The organism is Reichenbachiella agarivorans (assembly GCF_025502585.1).
GTDB lineage: Bacteria > Bacteroidota > Bacteroidia > Cytophagales > Cyclobacteriaceae > Reichenbachiella > Reichenbachiella agarivorans.
This window is the reverse complement of sequence record NZ_CP106679.1, coordinates 4,194,389-4,208,748: the sequence shown is the minus strand read 5'-3', so window position 1 is coordinate 4,208,748 and position 14,360 is coordinate 4,194,389. Positions and strand designations below refer to the sequence as shown.

At 39.4% G+C, this 14,360-nt stretch carries 14 protein-coding genes and 1 pseudogene; 5 read left to right on the top strand and 10 right to left on the bottom strand.

All coding sequences use genetic code 11. From position 1 onward, the window contains the following. Positions 1-195 precede the first annotated feature (195 nt). Positions 196-858 carry a potassium channel family protein gene (locus tag N6H18_RS17425; RefSeq protein WP_262309562.1) on the top strand — a complete coding sequence of 221 codons (663 nt, stop codon included), beginning with the start codon at positions 196-198 and terminating at the stop codon, positions 856-858. Between the two features lie 98 nt (positions 859-956). On the opposite strand, the gene dnaK is transcribed toward N6H18_RS17425, so the two are convergent. Further along, positions 957-2,870: a molecular chaperone DnaK gene (gene dnaK, locus N6H18_RS17420; protein ID WP_262309561.1), complete on the bottom strand. Its 1,914-nt coding sequence runs from the start codon at positions 2,868-2,870 to the stop codon at positions 957-959. A 285-nt stretch (positions 2,871-3,155) separates the two neighbouring features. Between dnaK and N6H18_RS17415 the strand changes: the two genes are divergently transcribed. Further along, positions 3,156-3,398 carry a hypothetical protein gene (locus N6H18_RS17415; protein WP_262309560.1) on the top strand — a complete coding sequence of 81 codons (243 nt, stop codon included), beginning with the start codon at positions 3,156-3,158 and terminating at the stop codon, positions 3,396-3,398. A 45-nt stretch (positions 3,399-3,443) separates the two neighbouring features. Further along, positions 3,444-3,599 (top strand): annotated as a pseudogene (locus N6H18_RS17410) (type II toxin-antitoxin system PemK/MazF family toxin); the annotation flags it as partial. A 105-nt stretch (positions 3,600-3,704) separates the two neighbouring features. On the opposite strand, the gene N6H18_RS17405 reads toward N6H18_RS17410, so the two are convergent. Then, entirely contained in the window at positions 3,705-4,049 is a 345-nt protein-coding gene (locus N6H18_RS17405) for a phage holin family protein (RefSeq protein ID WP_262309558.1), read from the bottom strand. A gap of 167 nt (positions 4,050-4,216) precedes the next feature. On the opposite strand from N6H18_RS17405, the gene N6H18_RS17400 reads away from it, so the two are divergent. After that, a complete protein-coding gene (locus tag N6H18_RS17400) occupies positions 4,217-5,800 on the top strand; it encodes a peptide chain release factor 3 (protein ID WP_262309557.1) in 1,584 nt (527 codons plus the stop codon). Between the two features lie 150 nt (positions 5,801-5,950). On the opposite strand, the gene N6H18_RS17395 is transcribed toward N6H18_RS17400, so the two are convergent. Beyond that, on the bottom strand, positions 5,951-6,499 hold the full coding sequence (locus N6H18_RS17395) for a hypothetical protein (protein ID WP_262309556.1): 549 nt from the start codon (positions 6,497-6,499) through the stop codon (positions 5,951-5,953). A 218-nt stretch (positions 6,500-6,717) separates the two neighbouring features. Here N6H18_RS17395 and N6H18_RS17390 point away from each other — a divergent pair. Continuing rightward, positions 6,718-7,862, top strand: a protein-coding gene (locus tag N6H18_RS17390; RefSeq protein ID WP_262308022.1) for an IS3 family transposase whose coding sequence is annotated in 2 segments (ribosomal slippage) — positions 6,718-6,979 and positions 6,979-7,862 — 1,146 coding nt in all. Because the reading frame shifts where the segments join, the coding sequence is not laid out codon by codon here. A 276-nt stretch (positions 7,863-8,138) separates the two neighbouring features. Here the strand turns inward: N6H18_RS17390 and N6H18_RS17385 are convergent. The 7 genes from N6H18_RS17385 to N6H18_RS17360 form a co-directional block, all read right to left on the bottom strand. Further along, complete coding sequence (locus N6H18_RS17385) at positions 8,139-8,591, bottom strand: DDE-type integrase/transposase/recombinase (RefSeq protein ID WP_262311629.1); 453 nt, start codon at positions 8,589-8,591, stop codon at positions 8,139-8,141. Beyond that, on the bottom strand, positions 8,582-8,866 hold the full coding sequence (locus N6H18_RS18815) for an IS3 family transposase (RefSeq protein ID WP_407692830.1): 285 nt from the start codon (positions 8,864-8,866) through the stop codon (positions 8,582-8,584). Before N6H18_RS18815 ends, N6H18_RS17385 begins: the two co-directional genes overlap by 10 nt. Positions 8,867-8,986: 120 nt before the next feature. Continuing rightward, positions 8,987-9,262, bottom strand: coding sequence for a transposase (locus N6H18_RS17380; RefSeq protein WP_262309555.1), 276 nt, complete (start codon positions 9,260-9,262; stop codon positions 8,987-8,989). A gap of 308 nt (positions 9,263-9,570) precedes the next feature. After that, positions 9,571-9,903 (bottom strand): hypothetical protein, encoded by a 333-nt coding sequence (locus N6H18_RS17375; RefSeq protein WP_262309554.1) that lies wholly within the window; start codon positions 9,901-9,903, stop codon positions 9,571-9,573. 28 nt (positions 9,904-9,931) lie between these two features. Further along, on the bottom strand, positions 9,932-11,881 hold the full coding sequence (locus N6H18_RS17370) for a response regulator (RefSeq protein ID WP_262309553.1): 1,950 nt from the start codon (positions 11,879-11,881) through the stop codon (positions 9,932-9,934). Between the two features lie 30 nt (positions 11,882-11,911). Then, positions 11,912-12,328: a response regulator gene (locus N6H18_RS17365; protein ID WP_262309552.1), complete on the bottom strand. Its 417-nt coding sequence runs from the start codon at positions 12,326-12,328 to the stop codon at positions 11,912-11,914. 10 nt (positions 12,329-12,338) lie between these two features. Then, entirely contained in the window at positions 12,339-14,081 is a 1,743-nt protein-coding gene (locus tag N6H18_RS17360) for an ATP-binding protein (protein WP_262309551.1), read from the bottom strand. Positions 14,082-14,360: the final 279 nt, after the last annotated feature.

The following is a 14,360-nucleotide window of genomic DNA, read 5'->3' as shown; positions in this document are numbered from 1 at the left end:
GGATGGATTTGAGTCCAAGATATCTATGTCGTTTTAATTTAAAAAGGATAGTCAAAAAATTATGGGATAAAATATCTTGATCCTGTTTCTAGATCATGAAAGTCTTTAACTTTCGTATTTGGCACAATACTTTATGCAAAAGTAAGATTCTGTGATCTACGTTTTGTTTGAATAACATTTCAATTGAATGATACAATGAATTTTTTCAAGAAACACAAAGAACGGTTTTTTATCAAGTATCGATACATCATCCTGTTTGTAGTGATGATGGGTAAACTATTCTTTCCTTCAATTCTCAATTCTAATTTTGGAGACGGCATCATCAGCCCGATTTTGGACGTGATGCTTTTTGCAGCCTCGATGTTGATCGTACAAAAACTCAAAAAGGCTGTTATTGCAATTGGAGTGATAGGCGGAATTGGTCTGTTGATCAATATTTTTGGAGGTGAAACGGAAGTAGTTGGGTTATTGATATTCTCTTTGTTTATAGCCATAGTGACCTATGAATTATTCAGTGACCTGATAGGGAAGAAGAGTATTGAATTCAATGAAATCATGGGAGCTATGGATGGTTATGTGTTGATAGGCTATATCGGCTCTTTGATGATGCTATTGATTCATGTACTTTATCCAGAGGCCTTTTTGAATGTAGGAGATGATGAAAAATCGATACAGGATTTGGTATACTTTAGTTATGTGACTATGCTTACGATTGGGTATGGAGACATCGTGCCTGTCTCACCTGCGGCACGCAGCATGGTGGTAGTCCTAGGTCTAATTGGTCAATTCTATCTGGTAGTGGTGATTGCAACCTTTGTAGGCAAATTTCTCATGGGAGAGCAGCGAAAGGAAGATTGAAGGTATGTGGCTGATTATGAAAAAAGCCTTTCTGGATTCCAGAAAGGCTTTTTGTATTTGTCTAAATACTAGCATCTAATATCTAGTATCTAATGCAATTACTTCTTGTCTTCGACTTCTTCGAATTCTACGTCAGAAACATCTGAATCAGCTTTTGCGTCAGCTTCTGGACCTGCTTGTGCTCCTGCACCTGCTGCTCCGTCCTGACCACCAGCGTACATCTCCTGAGAAGCTCCTTGCCATGCAGCGTTGAGTTCTTCTAGTGATGAATCGATAGCTGCAAGATCTGCATTTTTGTGCGCTTCTTTTAGCTTCTCTAGTGCGGTGTTGATTTTAGCTTTGTTGTCATCAGACAATTTGTCGCCAAATTCCTTCAACTGCTTTTCAGTTTGGAAGATCATCGAATCAGCAGCATTTACTTTTTCGATTTTCTCTTTCTCTGCTTTGTCTGCGTCAGCGTTAGCTTCAGCTTCTTGCTTCATTCTTTCGATTTCTTCATCTGTCAATCCAGAAGAAGCCTCGATTCTGATGCTTTGCTCTTTGTTGGTGCCTTTGTCTTTAGAGGTCACGTGCATGATGCCGTTTGCGTCAATGTCAAAGATCACTTCGATCTGAGGCACACCTCTTGGTGATGGAGGAATACCATCCAAGTGGAATCTACCCAAGCTTCTGTTGTCTTTGGCCAATGGTCTCTCACCTTGTAGTACGTGGATCTCAACAGATGGCTGGTTGTCAGCTGCTGTAGAGAATACCTCGGATTTTTTGGTAGGGATCGTGGTGTTCGCATCGATCAATTTGGTGAATACACCACCCATAGTTTCGATACCTAGTGACAATGGAGTCACGTCTAGTAGCAATACATCTTTGACCTCTCCAGTCAATACGCCACCTTGGATTGCAGCTCCGATAGCTACTACTTCATCAGGGTTCACACCCTTAGATGGTTTTTTGCCAAAGAATTTTTCTACCTCTTCTTGGATGATTGGAATTCTGGTTGATCCACCTACCAAGATTACTTCGTCGATTTCTGACAATGAGAAGCCTGAATCTTTCAATGCTTGCTTGACAGGTTCCATTGATCTCTTGACCAAAGAATCAGCCAATTGCTCGAACTTGGATCTTGTCAAAGTTCTTACCAAGTGCTTTGGTACACCGTCTACCGGCATGATGTATGGCAAGTTGATTTCTGTAGAGTTGCTGCTAGACAATTCAATCTTCGCTTTTTCAGCAGCTTCTTTCAATCTCTGAAGTGCCATTGGATCTTTTTTCAAATCCAATCCTTCGTCGTTTTTGAATTCGTCAGCCAACCAGTTGATGATTACTGCATCAAAGTCATCTCCACCCAAGTGAACATCACCATTGGTAGATTTTACTTCAAATACACCATCACCCAACTCTAGGATTGAAATATCGAATGTACCACCACCAAGGTCGAACACTGCGATTTTCATGTCTGCATTTTTCTTGTCCAAACCGTATGCAAGGGCTGCTGCTGTAGGTTCGTTGATGATTCTTTTGACTTCAAGACCAGCGATAGCGCCTGCTTCTTTGGTTGCTTGACGTTCTGCATCGTTGAAGTACGCAGGGACAGTGATTACTGCTTCTTTTACTTCAGTGCCTAGGTAATCCTCAGCAGTTGTCTTCATTTTCTGAAGGATGATCGCTGACAATTCTTGCGCTGTATATTTTCGGTCACCAATCGCTACTCTGACAGTATCGTTGTTGCCACTTTCTAATTTGTAAGAGACGGTTTTGGCTTCTTCAGATACCTCACCGAACTTCTTACCCATGAATCTTTTTACTGAGCTAATAGTATTCTCAGGGTTAGTGATTGCTTGTCTTTTAGCAGGATCACCTACTTTTCTCTCTCCTTTGCCACCGTCTAGAAATGCAACGATAGAAGGAGTTGTTCTTTTGCCTTCGCTGTTAGGAATGACAACTGGCTCGTTACCTTCCATAACGGCGACACAAGAGTTGGTAGTTCCTAAATCGATTCCGATTATTTTTCCCATGATCTAATTTTAATTTATCGCTTCTTTTAACTTCTTTTTCAAACTGATATTCAGCTTTACGCAACAGCTGTGCCAATTAGGATTTGACTGACAGAAGTGACACATTGTCATAGATACGACTTTGTATTGGGGAATATTGACCGACTAAGTGTGCTGAATGTCCACACCTTATGTCAGGTTAGCGGAGTGGGTGACAGTTTTGAGTAGAAGAATTGGAGAATAAAACTAGAAGGATTAAACTTAGTATATACTTTTAGTGTATTTGAAGAGAATAAACAAACAGAGATGAAAAGTCTATCCTTAAAACTCGAAGAAAGCATTTTTGAAGAAACCGAGGAGGTAATCACTCAAATCAACAAAAAGCGAAACAAATACATCAATGAGGCCTTGAGTTTCTACAACAAACTCCAAAAACGCAGGATGATGCGTCATCAGCTGGTAGCAGAGTCACAGGCAGTGTACGCTAGTTCGGTCGAGGTACTCAGAGAGTTAGAAGAGTTGGAGGATGATGGATTCCTGCTTGACTGATGAAGGTCAAGCGTTTTGAAATCTGGTTGACAGACCTCAACACTCAACGAGGTGCATTTAAGCACGCTGGTTTGTCCGCTGACCACTAATCTAGTGGATGACTCTGAGGTACTTCGTCTGCGTGTACCAATGGGGATGGCTGGCTTGGATATAGAATCAGATGTGTTGGTCGATCAAATCAGGGCGATAGATAATCGATGATTGGTCAAAAAACTAGGTGATTTGCCTCCAGAATTGAAACAAAGATTGATTTTTAATTTGAAGGTAGTCTTGGACTTGGGATGGTGATCTGCACGTTTTTATAAACTATTGGCTTTCACTCATGCCTCCCAATACGGAGTTGATTACAGATAGAACTAAGCTGAACAGAAAAGCCCACCAAAATCCATCAACTATAAATCCAGGAACTAACGCGCTGACTAGCATGATCATCAGTGTATTGATGACGAGTAAAAAAAGCCCGAGGGTAAATAGCGTAATGGGGATAGTCAAAATCACAAAAATGGGTTTGAATAGGATGTTGACCACTGCTAAAACACCAGCTACTACGAGAGCCGTCCAAAACCCATCGACCTGCGCACCAGGTAAAATGTAGGTACATATCAAAACAGCTATGGCTGACAGTATCAATCTGATCAAAACAAGGGTCATAGTATTTGGCTTTTTTGTTAGTGTCAGTAAAATAAAAAATATCACACAATATCTATGCTGTCTTATGAAATGATTTTGAGAGCGATGAATTTGGAGGGTAGTTGTCAACATTCTTTCACAACTAAAAAATGGCATGCTATCTTTGCGCCTCATTTTGAATCAAATCCATGAGTATACAGCAAGAAATACAGAAGAGAAGGACATTTGGTATCATTAGTCACCCTGATGCTGGTAAGACCACTTTGACAGAAAAGCTTTTGCTTTTTGGAGGAGCGATCAAAACTGCAGGGGCTGTCAAGTCAAATAAGATTGACAGGCATGCTACTTCGGATTTTATGGAAATAGAAAAGCAGAGGGGGATTTCTGTAGCTACCTCGGTGATGGGATTCGAATACAAGGATAGAAAAATCAATCTGCTGGATACACCTGGTCACCAGGATTTTGCAGAGGATACTTACAGAACCTTGACAGCTGTGGATAGTGTGGTTTTGGTTGTGGACTGTGTGAAAGGAGTGGAGATTCAGACTGAAAAATTGATGGAGGTCTGTCGAATGCGCAATACGCCTGTGATGGTATTCATCAACAAGCTGGATAGAGAGGGGCAGGATCCTTATGATCTCTTGGATGAGATAGAAGAGAAGTTGAATATCAAGGTACGTCCCTTGAGCTGGCCCATCAGCATGGGAAAGACATTCAAAGGAGTGTACAGCTTGTATGAAAAGAGGTTGAAGTTATTTACAGCCAGCAAGCAGAAATTGGATACGGAGAATGATATCCGCATCGATGATATCAATGATCCTCAATTGGATAAATTGATTGGGGTCAACTATGCCAAAACTTTGCGTGAAGATGTGGAGCTTGTAGAAGGTGGATATCCTGAATTTGATATCGAGACTTATAGAAGTGGGGAGGTTGCTCCGGTCTTTTTTGGTAGTGCGGTGAATAATTTTGGAGTGCAGGAGTTGCTCGATTGTTTCATCGATATCGCCCCCAACCCAATGAAGCGCGAAACGGATGTGCGCGTCATAGAACCAGAAGAAGAAAAATTCTCTGGATTCGTATTTAAGATTCACGCCAATATGGATCCTAAGCATAGAAATCGTATAGCATTTGTGAGAGTATGTGCAGGTCAATTCCAAAGAGGTAGCACCTATTACCACACCAGACTGGATAAGAAATTTAGATTTTCTAACGCGACGGCTTTTATGGCGCAAAGCAAGGAAATCATAGATGAAGCATGGCCTGGAGATATCGTGGGTTTATATGATACAGGCAATCTAAAAATAGGAGATACGCTAAGTGAAGGAGAAAAAGGCTCTTACAAAGGCATTCCAAGTTTCTCTCCTGAGATATTCCGAGAGGTGATCAACACCGATGCGATGAAGACCAAACAGTTGGACAAGGGCCTGATGCAATTGATGGATGAGGGGGTTGCTCAGATGTTTACCTACGAGATGGGGTCGAGAAAGGCTGTCGGGACTGTGGGAGCCCTTCAATTCGAGGTGATCCAGCACAGGTTGCTCCATGAGTACGGTGCTTCTTGTAGATTTGCACCGATGAATTTGTTCAAAGCTTGTTGGTTTACGAGCAAGGATAAGAAAAAACTGGATGAGTTCATTAAATCCAAATTCAGACATATTGCCAAAGACAAAGATGGCAAGCTGGTCTTCATGGCCGAATCCAAAGCCTGGTTGCAAATGGTGCAAGACAATTTTCCAGACATTGAGTTCCACTTTACCAGCGAGTTTTGATATATTAGTAGTTCATAGCAACTTATAGTTCTTACTTGCTCAGGAGTTACCTAAGAAGTATAATTAAGGAGTGCTTTTTGACGTGGTTATGTAAAAAAACAGTAGCCCTTTGTGCCACTGTTTAAGCAATTGTTGACAATCATAAAAATTTTAGTTCCTAGAGGTTCTAAGTGTACGGTAGAAATTTTTGTTTTCTGCATATTTCTTTTGACGTTGAGTTCTTCGCTTGGATCCAGCCAAATTTAATGATAATTTGGCTTCTATTACTGGTGTTTTGCTAATGAACCGTGCAGCAGCCCCTACTGATATGTTATGATTGATGTAGTATTCTGTGACAGCAGCGAATGTGATAACTACACGATCTGTATTGACCATTCCAGCTCTCATATTGATCCCTGCAACCAAGTTTTTGGTGCCTAGTAGATAGATTGTGGAATATATTCCAGAGTAATTGGCAGAGTTCTGAATATTAATATCAGTATTTACTTTTTGAGTGTTGAATTGATTATTTTTTTCATAGAATGCTCCTACTTCGATATCCCCAATAGTACCTAGTAATAGTAGTCCAATTGAAGTACCCATATTGCTCAATTCTCTGTTAGGTTTTGAATAAACAGATAATTTCAAGTCTTGTCCAAAAATGTTGTTTGTAATAGCAGTTAGTATTGTAATGGCGAGCATTGTTTTTAGCGTTTTCATGGCTTTTAGATTTTAGCGTTTGTGATTATATATTTCAAAAGTGGGCTATTATCTACGCTTTTGTAACTCGTGATTTTCGTAATTAAAAGTTTACTAGATTCTCGTAATATTAGATGCCTTATCAATTTTCCTCAAAACTGACTGTGCTTATTTTCTTACAGGTGTAAGCTTCCCCAAAAACAGGACAGTTTAAAAATGAATAGATTTAAACTGTAGAAATGAAGAAGAGTACATTTAGTCCCCAGCAAATCGTTAAGATTCTCAAGGAATTTGAACAAGGTAAATCGGCACAAGAGGTATGCCGCCATCATGGTATAAGCCAAGGCACGCTATATAATTGGCGCAAGAAGTATGGCGGCATGGAAGCCTCAGACCTGAAGCGTTTGAAGGCTCTGGAGGAGGAGAATGCCAAACTAAAGCGTATGTATGCTGAGCTGGCATTGGATCACCAGATGGCCAAAGAGATCATAGAAAAAAAGCTCTAAAGCCCTGTGATAAGCGTAGGATTAGTAAAGAGCTGCCTAAATACGGTATCAACAGGGCGTGCCGTGTAATGGATGTGTCTAGGTCGGTGATGTATTATAAACCCCAAAAGGATGACACCCCGATTGAAGTGGCTTTGAATGATAAGGCTGCACAATTTCCCAGAGAAGGTTTTTGGAAGGCTTATGGCCGCCTTAGACTAGAGGGCAAGCATTGGAATCATAAAAGGGTATATAGGGTTTACAAAGCTCTGGGGCTATCCTTAAGGGTCAAGAAGAAGAAACGTCTCCCCGCTAGGTCCAAGCAGCATCTTGAGGCTCCGAATCACCTTAATCATACATGGTCAATAGACTTTATGCAGGATAGATTGGTAAATGGTCGAAAAATCAGAAGTTTCAACGTAATGGATGATGCAAACAGAGAGGCATTGCATATAGAAGTAGATTTTTCACTAAAAAGCAGTCGAGTGATCTGGGTACTGAACCACCTGATCAATAGGAGAGGAAAACCAAAGCGCATCAGGATGGATAATGGGCCAGAATTCATAGCCTTAATGACCCAAACATGGAGTTATGCGCAAGAAATTGAGTTTTGTTACATCCAACCAGGCAAGCCCACGCAGAATGCTTACATCGAAAGGTTCAATGGCTCTCTGCGCCGGGGCGTGTTTGATGCGTTTGTATTTGAGCACATCGACCAGGCCAGAGAAGAAGTAGATAAGTGGATGGAAGATTACAATAACCATCGCCCGCATGATAGCCTTGGTAGGATTACTCCAAAAATGTTCGGAGAAAACCTTCAGAGAGTCCAAGAGGGTACCCTCTTGGACTCTCTGAAGGTTGAAGTATTAGACAATAATTATAAATTACAGCTGTCCTAAAAATGGGAAGCTTACACAGGTTGATGAAGCTGAAAATTAATTTTCACGGGCAAAGAAATCACCCCCTTGGAGTGGAATGGTCTTTATGAAAAAGCTATTAGATCAGACTGATATTTTGACCAGTTGAACTTGCTACATTTGAAGAGACAGTAAGTTAAGCTCGTAGGAGTTATGATCATACCCCAATAGTTAGGACAGGGTTTGTTCGGTTTTAAGTTCTGCAATAGTGTTCAATATTCCTTTCATTAACAATAAAACCCAAAAATGATCTACTCATTAGGCGACCTGTTTTTGGGTGATTTGATAGAGATCAAACGGCCTCTGATCCTTGATACTTGTATGCCTTCTTTCCATGTTGTAGTAGTTGAAGTATTCTGCCATTAGTAGGTACAGATCCATACCGTCCTTTAGTGGATTGAGGTACAATTTTTCATACTTTACACTTCTCCACAACCGCTCAATAAAGGCATTATCGATAGCCCTTCCTTTTCCGTCCATACTCAGTTTGATGTCCTGACTCAAGACGAAGTTAGCGAAGACCTCCGATGTAAACTGTGAGCCTTGATCGGTATTGAGGATTTCTGGCTTTTCATGTGTTTCTATAGCCTCTTCTAGGCAGTTTCTGCACCAATCCGCATCCATTGAGTTAGATACTGACCAATTGACCACATACCTACTGTAGAGGTCAATAATGGCTGTCAAATACATAAACCCTTTCTTCATTGGGATGTAGGTGATGTCCCTGCCTGTCGGCAGACAGGCATTGCCCAGACATGATTGGGGCGCTCCACGGTCAGGTTACGAAGCAGATATGGGTATACTTTATGGGCTTTATGACGTCTGGACGTGTGTTTGCCAGGCATCACAGCTTGTAGCCCCATCACGCGGTAATAGAGGCGTTCGACTCTATTCTTGCTCACTTGCATTCCTTGGTCTTTGGTCAGCCAGGTATGCATCCTGCCGGCTCCCTTAAAAGGATGGTGCAGATAATGCTCGTCCATCATGCGCATTAAGTTCAACTCAGATTCTTCTTTGGGCCTATAGTATATCCCTGAACGGTGTAGCGACAGCAGTTTGCACTGTTTGGCTAGACTCAATTAATGATCGCCGTTCAGGAAGTGGCCTTACCGCAAGGCGTCGTTTAAAAAATCATTTTCCACTTTAAGTTGGCCAATTACTTTAAGCAACTGATCACGTTCATCTTCGACTTGAGACTTCTTGCTCTTGCCTTTTTTCTCGAAAACGCCTTCTGCATTGGCTAAAAACTCCCTTTTCCACATATTGATTTGCTGTGGAGCAAGCTCATATTTCTGTGCTAACTCCGCTACTGTGGATTGCTCTTTTATGGCTTCTAGAACCACCTTCGTCTTGAATTTGGATGTATACTTTTTACGTGTCATATCAGTAAATTTAGTTGTCATTTCTGAACTAAACTCACTGTCCCATTTTTTGAGGTATGATCAGTCCACTTTTTTGTTGCAAGTCCAACTCTGACTTCTTTGTTTACTCATTAGGTTTATGATCTAATTCTAATGATAATCTATCTCCAAATTTAATAGCTAGTTGTTGTATGGTCAAGCTCCAGTTTTGCAAGGGGATGTCCACTTTTTTGTTGCAAGTCCAATGTTGATAAAGAGTGACTTGCCCTGCCAAAAATCTAATCGTGGCTATGATCCTTTGCCGCTCATAGTGCATAACCGGTAAATTATCAAGCTGCTGATTTTAAGTGATGTAGCTCCTTTACTACACCTTCAAGTTGATTGATAACCTCCGAAGATAATTGTGCAATTTGGATTGCTTTAAATTTTTCACATTCTCGAAATTTTTCCAAATTATGTTTTATATCATCTATCCCTAATATCATAGCAGTATATTGCCATTTGTGCGCAAGTTTTTTCAGTCCATGTTTGTCTTCATTTTTGGTACACCTCTTAAAATCTCTTTTGAATTGAGGAAACTCAGAGATAGCAAGACTAATGACTGTTTCTATAATTTGGGGTTGATTAGGAAAGAGCGTATTTAAATAATTAAGATTTATCATGATTATATTATTTAGACTAATATGATATTTAAGAAGCTTTTTTTGTTACCATAATAGGGTTGTTACACCATTTTTCAATTTTAGAAAACAGCTCCTCGGTTTTGAAAGGTTTGGAAATGTAATCGTTCATTCCGCAGTTCATGCAGTCATGAAGGTCACTACTCATTGCACTAGCTGTCATTGCAATGATTGGAATATTCTTGATAGGTTCGTTGTATAGATTCCTTATGATTTGCGTTGTCCTTATACCGTCCATTATTGGCATATGAAGATCCATCAATATAAGGTCATATTCCTTCTTCTTGAGTAGATCAATAGCAGCTTTCCCGTTTTTAGCAATGTCATAATCTAGATTTTGTCCATCCAAAGTGGCTTTGATCAAAAATTGATTCATTTCATGGTCTTCAACGATCAATATTTTTTTATTGCAGATTTCAATGTTTTGGCTTTGATTGGATTGAATTACATTTTCGATATTTTCTGCCTCACTCAATAGTAGAGAGAATTCGAATTTTGAACCCTTCCCCTCTTTACTTGTCAAAAAGATATTTCCTTGCTGCAACTCAACCAATTGTTTCACGATAGGCAAACCAAGACCAGTACCCCCATATTTTCTCGTCGTGTCAGAGTTGGCTTGAGTGAATACATCGAACACATGATCTTGCCTATCTGCTGGAATACCAATACCCGTATCGGAGACTTCAAACCCTACTCTGTATCCATTTTTGTCTACTTTCTTTTTAAAAACTTTTATTGCTATACTACCTTTTGAAGTGAATTTTATACTGTTGCTGATCAAGTTGGTGAGAATTTGATAAATTCTCACCGGGTCACCTACTAGGAACTGAGGCATATCCTTATCTATTTCTATTTTTATACTGAGCTCTTTTTCACTGATTTGTTGTGTAAAAGATTCCATGCATGAATCCACGAGTTGTTTCAAATCAAACACTGTCTTCTCGAATTGTATTTTACCTGATTCAATTTTGCTCATGTCAAGTATATCATTGACAAGACGGAGTAGGTGATTAGAGGACCAATTGATGGCTTCTAAATATTTTTTCTGCGTCACGTTGAGCTGTGTATTAGATAGAAGCTTTGTAAATCCAATGATGCTGTTCATAGGAGTACGAATTTCATGGCTCATATTGGCAAGGAAATTCTGTTTGGTTTGCTCGGATTTTATAGCACTTTCTTTTGCGTGTATAAGAGCTTCTTCCATCTCTTTTTTCTGGGTCAAGTCTGTTTGTACTATTATATATTGAGTGACATCATGATTATCATCACATATTGGAGTTAGAGAATTGTGAGCCCAATAGTGCGTACCAAAACGAGTGTAATTAATGGATTCAAAAGAATGTGAGCCTTTGTTTCGGACAACTTTGTTGATGACTATTTCATCATCAAAAGGATTCGCACCTCGCTGGAGTACACCTGCTGGTTGTCCAATGATTTCATCTTTAGTGTACTGGGTTATTTCTAAATATGCATCATTGACCCATTCTATGTTTTGATCTTTGTCAAAAAGTATAACAGGGTTAGTTGTTTTTTGGGAGATCAAGGATAGCTGTTTGATTTGCTTTTCGGCCGTCCTTAGTATTTTTTTATCCTCTCTTTGTTGCAGGGCTTTTTCAATGATCAATGGCAGAACCTTCAGATAATTGCGTGAACTGTCTTTGATCAGAAAGTCTTGTGCTCCACTTTTCATGGCGTCTATGATTACATCTTCGTTGCCTGCGCCACTGATGAAAATGACAGTACTGTTGATGCATTCAGAAATCACATCAAAAGCATCTCCATCTCCCAATTGGTAATCAGTAATGACAATGTCATATTCAGTTTGCGAGAGTTTTACCTTGGCAATGGCTACTGATCCAGCAATATCTATGTGGTAGACAGACATTTTTCTTTTGCAGAATCTTTCGAATGCTAGTTGGTCAATTTTGTCGTCTTCGATTAAAAGTATGTTCGTTTTCATGGTATTTTGTTTTGAAGTGAATGATTGATTCTAGTAATGGGCTATTTCGCTTGTAAGCCAGTAGCTACAAATTGTTTTTAGTGTATTTAGGAATTGTGGGTAATCCACTGGTTTAACCATGTATCCTGATGCATGTTGTTGAAAGCTGTCTACTCTATCCTGATCTTGTGTGGAGGTAGTCATCACTACTACAGGGATTAGTTTGTGAGCAGAATTCTTTTTCACCTCTTGCAGGAACTCTATGCCATTCATTTTGGGCATGTTGAGATCCAACAATATGATGCCAGGTCTTGGGTTAGATTCATCATTTAGGTATTCGAGTGCTTCTAAACCGTTTTGTCGGATAATCAATTCGTTTTTCATTTTCAGATGGAATAGACCTCTTTTGACTGTCATCTGATCTACTTTGTCATCTTCTACTAGAAGTATTGGTAATGTGGTTTTCATGGCTAATGGTTTATGTATTAAATGTTTTTGGAATTGTGAAGAAGAAGGTTGTTCCAAGATTTTTGATGGATTCCAACCATACTTTACCTCCATAGAGTTCTACACTTTTTTTGACGATAGCGAGACCTACTCCAGTGCTTTCGTATTCATCTCTCGGGCTTAGCGTTTGAAATATTTGGAAGATTTTTTCAAAATATTGTTTCTCAATACCTGGTCCGTTGTCTTTGATACTGAAAGTCCAGTTGTTGTTGTCTTGCTGGCAAGCAACCTGAATCTTACCTAGGCTTTTGTCCATATATTTTACTGCATTGCTGATGATATTCTGAAAGATCTGTTGTGTTCTAGTTCTATCAATATTGAGACTTGGCAGGATACCTTCAATTATTACCTCAAAGTTTTCTTTGGGTACAATGGCATCTTTGACATCATTGACTATCTCATTGAGGTCCTCAGTTGCTTCATCTTCTTTGATCCTACCTACTCTTGAGTATTCCAAAATCCCGTTGATGAGGTTTTCCATTCTACTCACACGGCTATTGATGAGCTTGAATTGCTCTTGTCCTTCAGTACCTAGCTGTTCTGCATAATCTTCTTGCAACCAGCTAGATAGTGAGCTGATAGCTCTAAGTGGTGCTTTCAAATCATGAGAAACGATGTGAGCAAAGTCTTTCAATTCTTTGTTTACTTTTCGTAGCTCTTCCTCTACTTTTTTCTTTTCGGTGAGGTCGGCTATAATTTCAAAGTATCCTATGGTCTGTCCTTCATCTTTGATTGCATTGATAGTAATGAGTGCTGGGAAGAGGGTGTTGTTTTTTCTCCGCATGAGCATTTCTTGATTGACAGTTTTACCTTCATTGACATGTCCTCGTAGAATACTCATGGCATCAGATTCATCTGTGCTACCTAGTTGCTCAGCAAACTCATCAAGACATTCAGTACAGTGCAAATCTTCTGGCGTCATACACATGACCATATCTTCTTCACTTTTTTCGAAATAACGTTCTGCGGCTGGATTAGCTCCTGTGATCGATCCATCAAGGTCAGTCGTGATAATAGCAAATTCAGAGTGATCAAAAATGGATCTAAAATAAGAGTACAGTCTGGTGATTTCTTTTTGGTAGTTGTTGAATGCAATGAATACATAACCATCTACCTCGTTTGAGTTTCTGTAAATAACCTCGCCAGTTAGCATGACGGATTTTAATTCAGTATTGTATGACATGATGTAGGCTTCAGATTGCTCTGAATAGTTTTGAACCAATTCTTCAAGGTTGCAATCAAAAAATATAGAACTAACATTCGTTCCTTTGAGTTGGCTTTCATCTATGCCCATTTCTATGCACAGTGCCTCATTGACTTTTTGAATTTGAAAATTGGAATCTGTAACAATTAAATAAGAACTCATGGATTTCATTACCTTGTCCAAGTATCTTTTGGAGATGTTGGTAACTTTTAGATCTGTGGTTGTTTTGAGTCCCGCAAAGACCACTACAAAGGAAAAAACAGAACCACATAGTTGCATAGAGTTGAAGGTTGGGCTTTGCTGTAGGTTAAACTCCAACAATACTTGTACAGTGATGAGTAAATTGAAATAGGTGAACAACAACAATAAGATGAGTGCAGTCCACCAAATGGTTTTGTATAGTCCACCGTGCATAGAACTATTGATTTTAAACATGATCAGTATGGCGATGATTAAAAATCCAGAGCTGATTAAACCAGGGAGCTGAAAGTATTCGATTGACGTGTTCATGATTCTATTTTTTTAATTGCTTAAGTCAAAAGTAGATTCTTAGCCAAGCAATTGTAATCGGTGATTTCTGTAATGTTATTTATCGGGAAACCACCCATGAACTCTTTGAAAGATTGATTATAGTCAGTTCATTAACTGCGTAGTATTAGTTTTTCTATTATTAAAAGGTAGTTTGTGTTTCATGTTTTTTTAATTATATTGATTTCAGCATTTAGACGGGGAGGATTATTAGTAATGTATGTTTCACATTATCAACATTCCTATGTTTATTAAACATTT

Excerpts from the sequence above, each read along its gene's own strand:
- N6H18_RS17375 (WP_262309554.1), bottom strand. The coding sequence starts at position 9,903 with ATGATAAATCTTAATTATTTAAATACGCTCTTTCCTAATCAACCCCAA.
- N6H18_RS17405 (WP_262309558.1), bottom strand. The coding sequence starts at position 4,049 with ATGACCCTTGTTTTGATCAGATTGATACTGTCAGCCATAGCTGTTTTG.
- N6H18_RS17370 (WP_262309553.1), bottom strand. The coding sequence starts at position 11,881 with ATGAAAACGAACATACTTTTAATCGAAGACGACAAAATTGACCAACTA.
- dnaK (WP_262309561.1), bottom strand. The coding sequence starts at position 2,870 with ATGGGAAAAATAATCGGAATCGATTTAGGAACTACCAACTCTTGTGTC.
- N6H18_RS17415 (WP_262309560.1), top strand. The coding sequence starts at position 3,156 with ATGAAAAGTCTATCCTTAAAACTCGAAGAAAGCATTTTTGAAGAAACC.
- N6H18_RS17395 (WP_262309556.1), bottom strand. The coding sequence starts at position 6,499 with ATGAAAACGCTAAAAACAATGCTCGCCATTACAATACTAACTGCTATT.
- N6H18_RS17365 (WP_262309552.1), bottom strand. The coding sequence starts at position 12,328 with ATGAAAACCACATTACCAATACTTCTAGTAGAAGATGACAAAGTAGAT.
- N6H18_RS17425 (WP_262309562.1), top strand. The coding sequence starts at position 196 with ATGAATTTTTTCAAGAAACACAAAGAACGGTTTTTTATCAAGTATCGA.
- N6H18_RS17380 (WP_262309555.1), bottom strand. The coding sequence starts at position 9,262 with ATGACACGTAAAAAGTATACATCCAAATTCAAGACGAAGGTGGTTCTA.
- N6H18_RS17360 (WP_262309551.1), bottom strand. The coding sequence starts at position 14,081 with ATGAACACGTCAATCGAATACTTTCAGCTCCCTGGTTTAATCAGCTCT.
- N6H18_RS18815 (WP_407692830.1), bottom strand. The coding sequence starts at position 8,866 with ATGATGGACGAGCATTATCTGCACCATCCTTTTAAGGGAGCCGGCAGG.
- N6H18_RS17400 (WP_262309557.1), top strand. The coding sequence starts at position 4,217 with ATGAGTATACAGCAAGAAATACAGAAGAGAAGGACATTTGGTATCATT.